Source organism: Pseudomonas sp. GM78, assembly GCF_000282475.1.
GTDB lineage: Bacteria > Pseudomonadota > Gammaproteobacteria > Pseudomonadales > Pseudomonadaceae > Aquipseudomonas.
Genome location: NZ_AKJF01000038.1, coordinates 1 through 7,816, shown reverse-complemented (window position 1 = coordinate 7,816; position 7,816 = coordinate 1). Strand labels below are relative to the sequence as shown.

The 7,816-nt window shown below is 61.6% G+C and carries 8 protein-coding genes; 4 read left to right on the top strand and 4 right to left on the bottom strand.

The features are described from left to right. Window positions 1–764, bottom strand: a 764-nt coding sequence (locus PMI35_RS27245) for a 3-deoxy-D-manno-octulosonic acid transferase (protein WP_008055701.1), incomplete at its 3' end; no start/stop codon positions are given. Beyond that, complete coding sequence (locus PMI35_RS27250) at window positions 757–1,671, bottom strand: LysR family transcriptional regulator (RefSeq protein ID WP_032831363.1); 915 nt, start codon at window positions 1,669–1,671, stop codon at window positions 757–759. The genes PMI35_RS27250 and PMI35_RS27245, both read right to left, overlap by 8 nt. 103 nt (window positions 1,672–1,774) lie before the next feature. On the opposite strand from PMI35_RS27250, the gene PMI35_RS27255 reads away from it, so the two are divergent. The 4 genes from PMI35_RS27255 (at window position 1,775) to PMI35_RS27270 (ending at window position 5,226) form a co-directional block, all read left to right on the top strand. Further along, window positions 1,775–2,107, top strand: a complete 333-nt coding sequence (locus PMI35_RS27255) for a DMT family transporter (protein WP_008055699.1) — start codon at window positions 1,775–1,777, stop codon at window positions 2,105–2,107. A 132-nt stretch (window positions 2,108–2,239) separates the two neighbouring features. Further along, window positions 2,240–3,415 (top strand): NAD(P)/FAD-dependent oxidoreductase, encoded by a 1,176-nt coding sequence (locus PMI35_RS27260; protein ID WP_008055696.1) that lies wholly within the window; start codon window positions 2,240–2,242, stop codon window positions 3,413–3,415. Further along, a complete protein-coding gene (locus PMI35_RS27265; protein ID WP_008055695.1) occupies window positions 3,412–4,224 on the top strand; it encodes an aldo/keto reductase in 813 nt (270 codons plus the stop codon). Before PMI35_RS27260 ends, PMI35_RS27265 begins: the two co-directional genes overlap by 4 nt. A 33-nt stretch (window positions 4,225–4,257) precedes the next feature. Next, window positions 4,258–5,226, top strand: coding sequence for a hypothetical protein (locus PMI35_RS27270; protein ID WP_008055694.1), 969 nt, complete (start codon window positions 4,258–4,260; stop codon window positions 5,224–5,226). A 69-nt stretch (window positions 5,227–5,295) separates the two neighbouring features. Here the strand turns inward: PMI35_RS27270 and hldE are convergent, their stop codons facing one another. Both hldE and PMI35_RS27280 read right to left on the bottom strand, forming a co-directional pair. Then, window positions 5,296–6,720: a bifunctional D-glycero-beta-D-manno-heptose-7-phosphate kinase/D-glycero-beta-D-manno-heptose 1-phosphate adenylyltransferase HldE gene (hldE, locus tag PMI35_RS27275; RefSeq protein WP_008055693.1), complete on the bottom strand. Its 1,425-nt coding sequence runs from the start codon at window positions 6,718–6,720 to the stop codon at window positions 5,296–5,298. Window positions 6,721–6,918: 198 nt separating this feature from the next. Further along, window positions 6,919–7,816 (bottom strand): ATP-binding cassette domain-containing protein (locus PMI35_RS27280; RefSeq protein ID WP_008055692.1); only part of this gene is annotated, 898 nt, incomplete at its 5' end.

The following is a 7,816-nucleotide window of genomic DNA, read 5'->3' as shown; positions in this document are numbered from 1 at the left end:
TGGGCCGCCAGTACCACCTCGTCTTCGCCATCATGGGTACTGGCGGCGATCCACACCGGGCGTTCCTGTGCCTGCCATTGCCCGCGCAATTCGGTGGCTCGCTGCAACAGTTGCGGGTCGATGGTCAGGTCGAACTTGATCGAGCCGGTGACTTCGACGGTTTGCGCCCGCGCGCCCAACTCACGAAAACGCTGGGCCTCGGCTTCGGTCTGCACCGCGAACAGACTCATCTCGGCCAGCATTGGCCCGGTCAGCTTGGCGAAGCGGCCATAGCCCCTGGCCGAACGTTCGGACAGTCGTGCATTGGCCAGGGCCACGGGGATCCCGCGCTTGGCGCATTGATGGATATGGTTGGGCCAGAGTTCGGTTTCCATGATCACCGCCAGTTTCGGCTGGACCCGATCAAGAAAACGCCTGGCGGCGCACGGCAAGTCGTAGGGCAAATAGCAGTGCTGGATGCGCGGCTCGTTGGCGAACAACGCCTGGATGCGCTCCGAGCCGGTCGGCGTCATGCAGGTCACGGTGATCGGCAGCTGTGGATAACGTTGCAGCAAGGCTCGAATCATCGGCGCGGCAGCAATGCTTTCGCCCACAGACACCGCGTGTACCCAGATACCACCGGGTTTCATCGTCGGCATCCCGTACGAGAAACGCTCGCCGATGCGCTTGGCATAGGCCGGCGCCTTGCGCGAGCGCAGCCACAGCCGAATCGCCACCAATGGCAGCCCCAGGTAAAACAGCGCGGTGTAGAGAGTTCTATTCATGGTGGCGGAGTTTATCGGTTTTTTCACCGATCGCCTGCAAATGCACGGCAAAACGCTCCGCTAACCAGCGCGCGGCCGGCCCGAGCGGCTCATCGCGGCGCCACACCAGCTCAACCACCAGGGCCGGCGGGGTCCATTCGCTGGCCAATTCGACCATCAAGCCCTGATACGCCGAGTACTGCACCACGTGACGCGGCAGCCAGGCCCAGCCGAGGCCGCGCACCAACCATTCAGCCATCACGTAGAAACTGTCGGCCCGCCAGACCTGCGGGCTGGCCGGTTCGCTGCCGGGGTAGATACTGGACTGCGTGGACATCAGCAGCTGGCGATGCTGCGCCAGTTCCTGGTAGTTCACTTCAGCCTTTGCCGCCAAGGGATGCCCGACGCCACACACGGTCACCATCTCAACGCTGCCCAGTACCCTGCGCTCAAGGGCTTCAGGAATTTGATCGTGATAAAACAACAAACCCAGATCGGCCCGACGCTCCACCAGTTTGCGCGCCACATCGCCTTGGGCGGCGCTGGTCAGTTGCACTTCAAGGCTGGGAAACTTTTGCGCCAACGCTTCAAAGCTTTCGATGACCGGCTGGTACGGCATGGCCTCGTCCTGCGCCAGGCGCAAGCGAGCTTCCTGGCCGCGCATCATCGCCAGCGCCCGGCCATTGAGGCGCTCGCATTGGCGCAGCACTTCGCGCGCTTCTTCGAGCAAGGCATTGCCGGCCTCGGTGAGCTTCGGCTGGCGGCCGCTGCTGCGGTCGAACAGGCTCACGCCCAGGTCTTCCTCCAGCAGCGCAATCGCACTGCTGACCGCCGACTGGGCTTTGCGCTGATCCCGCGCCACGGCAGAAAACGAACGTTGCTCCGCCACACCAACGAATAAACGAAGTTGTTCAAGATTCCATTGCATGGCCAAACCCATCTTCAGAACAGATAGGTAATGACTTTACCGCATCTGGAGAATCTCTAGAATGCCGAACTCAGCAAGCAACACTTCATACGAGGATTGACCCATGACCGCTTACTACTACCTGGCCATTGCCATCTGCGCCGAAGTGATTGCCACTGTTTCGATGAAAGCGGTCAAAGGCTTCAGCACGCCGTTGCCGCTGCTGCTGGTGATCGTCGGCTACGGCATCGCCTTCTGGATGTTGACCCTGGTGGTACGCAGCGTGCCGGTGGGCGTGGCGTACGCGGTATGGGCCGGCATGGGCATCGTGATGGTCAGCGTCGCGGCACTGTTCATCTACGGGCAGAAGCTGGATGTGCCAGCGATGCTGGGGATGGCGATGATTGTGTTGGGGGTTGTTGTCATTCAGCTCTTCTCCAAGACTGCGGGGCATTGAAAAAGATCGCAGCCTTCGGCAGCTCCTACATCGGAATGCATTTCCCCCCGTAGGAGCTGCCGAAGGCTGCGATCTTTTTTCCCTTCTCAGCTCTGTATACTGCGTCCTCGTCTTGATCACTGAGGTCGCTGCATGCCATCCGTTATTTCCACCGACGTTCTCATTGTCGGCGCTGGTGTCGCCGGCCTCTGGCTGAATGCGCGCCTGCGACGCCAGGGTTTTTCGACCGTGCTGGTGGAAAGCGCCAGCCTCGGCGGCGGACAAAGCGTGAAGTCCCAAGGCATCATCCATGGCGGGGCCAAGTACGCACTGCACGGCGCCCTGACCGGCGCCTCGGAAGCCATCGCCGACATGCCGCGGCGCTGGCGTGAAGCCCTGGCCGGTGATGGAGAACTGGACCTGTCGGGCGTGCGCCTGCTGTCCGAAGCCCACTACCTCTGGTCCCCGGGCACGATCGCCGGCAACCTCACCAGCTTCTTCGCCAGCAAAGCCGTGCGCGGTCGCGTCGATCAGGTCAAGGGCGACCAACTGCCACCGGCCCTGCAAGACAAACGCTTCAAGGGCAAGGTCTATCGCCTGGCGGAACTGGTGATCGACGTACCAAGCCTGATCCAGCGCCTGGCTGACCTCGCGGGCGACGGCCTGCTTGCTGGCCAGAAGATCGAGCCGCTGCTGGAGGGTGGCGTGCTGGTCGGCCTGAAGGTGGACGAACGCGAGATCCGCGCCCAGCGCATCGTCTTGAGCGCCGGAGGCGGAACCGCGGCGTTGCTTGAAGCGCTGGGGCTGACCCAGCCCGCCATGCAACGCCGCCCGTTGCACATGATCATCGCCAAAGGCCCAAGCCTCAAACCGCTGTACGCCCATTGCCTGGGTGGTGGAACCAAACCACGCATTACCGTAACCACGCACCCGGCGGCCGATGGTCAGTGGGTCTGGTACCTGGGCGGCGATATCGCTGAAACCGAAGGCGTGACTCGTGAGCCCGCCGAACAAATCGCCACCGCACAGAAAGAACTTGGCCAGTTGCTGCCATGGATCGATCTCAGCACGGCGCGTTGGGCAACCTTGCGCGTGGACCGCGCGGAGCCGCTGCAATCGGGGCTGACCCGCCCCGACAACGCCTTTGTTGCCGAAGAAGGTCGCTTGCTGGTGGGCTGGCCAACCAAACTGGCACTGGCACCGGACTTCGCCGACCGGGTGATCGCCAGCCTTGCCCGCGATGGCATTCAACCGGGTCCGGTCACCGAATTGCCGCCGCTGCCAAAACCGCCGATGGCCGTCCCGGCCTGGGAGCAACTGCTGCCATGAGCCAACCGACTCTGCACGACCTGCATCGTCCCCTGGGCAGCACCGGCCTGCTGGTGTCGCCCCTGGGCCTGGGCACGGTAAAACTCGGCCGGGACCAAGGCGTGAAATACCCCAATGGTTTCCAGATCCCCGACGACAATGAAGCGCGGATGTTGCTCAAGCTCACGCGCGATCTGGGTATCAACCTGATCGACACAGCTCCGGCCTATGGTCGCAGCGAAGAGCGCCTTGGCCCGCTGCTGCGTGGCCAGCGTCAGGATTGGGTGATCGTCAGCAAGGTCGGCGAGGAGTTTGCCGACGGTCAATCCCGCCACGACTTCAGCGCCGCGCACACCCGCTTCTCTGTAGAGCGCAGCCTGCAACGCCTCGAGACCGACTTCATCGACCTGGTATTGGTGCACTCGGACGGCAACGACCTGACGATCCTCGAAGACAGCGAAGTCTATGCCACGCTTGCCGCGCTCAAGGCCGAAGGCAAGATTCGTGGCTTCGGTTTTTCCGGTAAAACCGTCGAAGGCGGCTTGAAAGCGCTGGAGCAAGGTGATTGCGCAATGGTCACCTACAATCTGAACGAGCAAAGCGAAAAGGCGGTCATTGACTATGCTGCTGCTCATGGCAAAGCCATTCTGGTCAAAAAAGCCCTCGCCAGCGGTCATGTGTGCCTGAGTCCAGGCGTAGACCCGGTGCGCGCCAGTTTCCAATTGTTGTTCGAACATCCAGGTGTGGCCAGCGCTATTGTCGGAACGATCAATCCGCTGCACCTCGCCCATAACGTGGCGACCGTTGCCCAGGTCCTACGTAGCAACTGATGCCGCCCCACGCGGCCTTAAGCAGGAGCCGACATGCCGCGTACGCTCATTAGAAAGAATCCGAGCAACTTCAAGACCCTGCCGTTATTCGTCGAAGCGACTCCCGAAGGCCTGAGTTATCAGAGCGTCGGGAGGCCGTTGAATTTCGCCCAGATCCTGCAACGTCGACGCCCCGTGACCGTCGCTGATACGGAAAGGTTTTCCCTTGAATTAGCCAACCTCGGGGTTTCCGTACGCCTGACACTGCATTGGCAGAATCGCGATTACTGGGTGCTGGTCCGTCAACGACGGCAGGATCGCGGCGACGTGGTGCTCAAGCTGATTTCCGGCTACGTGCCCGCCCATGAGCTGAACCTGCCGCTGCACACGGCAATCCAGGAAATCGCCGAAGAGTGCCTGCTGGAAACCCCGGAAGGCTGGCTCGGCGGGCGCTTCAACGACACCTGGCTACCCGCCCCCTACTCCAGCGCACTGCATTACCGCGAAGCCCTGCCGTTTCGCCTTTCGCCGCTGTCCGGCTCGGCGCGGCCGGTGCGCTGCGCCAACCTGCCACTGATCGAACGGCCACGGGCCTACGTGCACTTGCCGACCGCATCGCTGCAATTGATCTACGACTTGCGCCTGGAGGTCCCCAAGGAAGCCAAGTCCCTGAGCCTGTTTCACGTCGACGAACGACTGGAAGGCGATCAACTGGTAGCCCGCCTGGATCGCAAGCGACCCGACCTGTACCTGATGCCTTTGCGGGACGGCCACCCCACGGCCGAGCTCTACACCTTGAAGAAGGATCAATTGCACCCGGCGAGCACCCGTGGCCTGTACCTGGCCGAAAGTTTTGCCCGGCAGGAAGGCTGGCTGGTGAAGGATGAGCGAATTCGCTGGAAGGACTGGGTGCGGCAGCAGGGTTTGACGCCGCCGGGGAAGGATTCGGGATTGGCCCTGTTACGCGGGAAGGCAAAGCAGCTGCTGAAGAAGATTGTGCCGCGTAAAAAAGTCAGCTCCTGAAAGCAAAAGATCGCAGCCTGCGGCAGCTCCTACAGGATTATGTGCCGATGGCTGCGATCTTTTTAGGCGTCATTCGGACTTGCGGATCTTCTCGACAATGGCAGTCGTGGAGCTGTTTTCCACCAGCCCCAGCACTTTTACGGTCCCGCCGTACGCGGTCACGATGTCCGCGCCGACCACCTGGTCAATCCCGTAGTCCCCACCTTTGACCAACACGTCCGGCTTGACCTCGCGCAGCAGGTTCTCCGGTGTGCCCTCAGCGAAGCTGATCACCCAATCGACGGCGCCCAGACCTGCCAGCACCGCCATGCGCCGGTCGACACTGTTGATTGGACGACCAGGCCCTTTCAGGCGGCTGACCGACGCATCGTCGTTGACCGCAACGATCAGGCGATCGCCTTGCGCCCGCGCCTGCTCCAGGTACGTCACGTGCCCGGCATGCAGGATGTCAAAGCAGCCGTTGGTGAAAACGATTTTCTCGTTATGCGCACGGGCGTCGTCGACTGCCAGCAGCAACTGTTCAAGGCCCAGCACGCCGCGTTCTGAACCCTGATCGCGCTGGATGGCACGACGCAACTCCGGCGCGCTGATGGCCGCCGTACCGAGCTTGCCGACCACGATGCCTGCCGCCAAATTGGCCAGGCCCACCGCATGCGGCAGTTCTTCACCGGCGGCAATCGCCGCGGCCAGGGTAGAAATTACCGTGTCCCCGGCACCGGTCACGTCGAACACTTCACGGGCGCGTGCCGGCAGGTGCAATGCCGGATGATCCGGACGCAGCAAGGTCATGCCGTGTTCACCACGGGTTACCAACAAGGCGCCGAGGTCCAGGTCGCGCATCAGCTGCGCGCCCTTGTTCACCAAATCATGCTCATCGGCGCAACCACCGACGATGGTTTCGAATTCGCTAAGGTTCGGCGTGATCAGGCTCGCGCCACGGTAGATCGAAAAATCCTTGCCCTTGGGATCGGCCAGCACCGGAATTCCACGGGCACGGGCGGCCTGGATCAGCACTTGATGGTTTTTCAGCGCGCCTTTGCCGTAGTCGGACAGCACCAGCACCTTGATGCCTTCGAGCAATTCGTCGACTTGCACGGACAACGCCAGGGCGTCGGTGGCGAACGGTTCTTCGAAGTCGATGCGCAACAGTTGCTGGTGACGGCTCATGACCCGCAGCTTGACGATGGTCGGCTGGTGGGCAATGCGCTGGAACAATGCACGCACACCGGCACCCTTGAGGCTATTGACCAGGCTGTCGGCGGCTTCATCGTCGCCGGTCACGCCGACCAGCGAGGCCGGCGCGCCGAGGGCGGCAATGTTCAACGCAACGTTGGCGGCACCGCCCGGGCGGTCCTCGATGTGATCGACCTTGACTACAGGTACTGGCGCCTCAGGGGAAATCCGTGAGGTACCACCATGCCAGTAACGGTCGAGCATGACATCGCCGACCACCAAGACAGGGGCTTGATCGAATCGCGGCATGGACAACTTCATGGAGCAACCCACATACAAAATGAACAGGGGCGCGATATTAACACAGGGTGGGCACCGGCTTGTGTGACGGCTGCAACGGGATCTTGCGACAAGGCTTTTTGATCATTTATTGAGCAAATCGGAGCATGGACTCACTCGTTGGGCGCATTGCACGCCGGCAGAGCATCAGGGTGAGCCAGGCTCACCCTGATGTCGGAGTCAGGCGATATCTTCGGCCGGCGTATCGAGCCCCATCGCATGCAGGCGCGAATAGTAGCCATTCTGCGCCAGCAATTGAGTGTGGGTGCCACGCTCGACGATTTCGCCGTGGTCCATCACCAGAATCAGGTCGGCCTTTTCGATCGTCGACAACCGGTGGGCGATGACCAGCGTGGTACGCCCCTTCATGACTTGATCAAGCGCAGCCTGGATATGGCGCTCGGACTCGGTATCGAGTGCCGAGGTTGCTTCGTCGAGAATCAGCAACGGAGCATTTTTCAACAAGGCCCGGGCAATCGCCAGGCGCTGGCGCTGACCACCGGACAGCAGTACGCCGTTTTCCCCGACCTGAGTATCCAGGCCTTGCGGCATCTGCGCGATGAAGTCCATTGCATAGGCGTCCGCTGCAGCCTTTTCAATGTCGGCGCGAGGTGCGCCAGCCAGATCACCATAGGCGATATTGTTGGCGATGGTATCGTTGAACAGGGTCACATGTTGCGTGACTTGCGCGACGTGCCGACGCAGATTGCGCAAGCGATAGTCTTCGATTTCGACATCGTCGAGCAGAATCTCACCGACTTCATGATGGTAGAAGCGCGGTATCAGGCTGGCGAGTGTCGATTTGCCGCTACCAGAGCGACCCACCAGTGCGATCATCTGCCCCGGCGCTGCGGTGAAGCTGATGTTCTTCAGCACCTCACGCTCTGTCCCGGGATAGGTAAAGCTCAGGTTGCGCACCTCAAGGTAGCCATTGACGCGATCACGCTCAACGGTACCGCGGTCGACTTCCGGCTCGACGTCCAGTTGCTCGAAAATGCTTTCGGCACCGGCGACACCTTTCTGAATGGTCGAACTGACTTCCGACAGCTGCCGGATCGGCTTGGGCAGCAGACCCGCC

Excerpts from the sequence above, each read along its gene's own strand:
- hldE (WP_008055693.1), bottom strand. The coding sequence starts at position 6,720 with ATGAAGTTGTCCATGCCGCGATTCGATCAAGCCCCTGTCTTGGTGGTC.
- PMI35_RS27265 (WP_008055695.1), top strand. The coding sequence starts at position 3,412 with ATGAGCCAACCGACTCTGCACGACCTGCATCGTCCCCTGGGCAGCACC.
- PMI35_RS27270 (WP_008055694.1), top strand. The coding sequence starts at position 4,258 with ATGCCGCGTACGCTCATTAGAAAGAATCCGAGCAACTTCAAGACCCTG.
- PMI35_RS27250 (WP_032831363.1), bottom strand. The coding sequence starts at position 1,671 with ATGCAATGGAATCTTGAACAACTTCGTTTATTCGTTGGTGTGGCGGAG.
- PMI35_RS27255 (WP_008055699.1), top strand. The coding sequence starts at position 1,775 with ATGACCGCTTACTACTACCTGGCCATTGCCATCTGCGCCGAAGTGATT.
- PMI35_RS27260 (WP_008055696.1), top strand. The coding sequence starts at position 2,240 with ATGCCATCCGTTATTTCCACCGACGTTCTCATTGTCGGCGCTGGTGTC.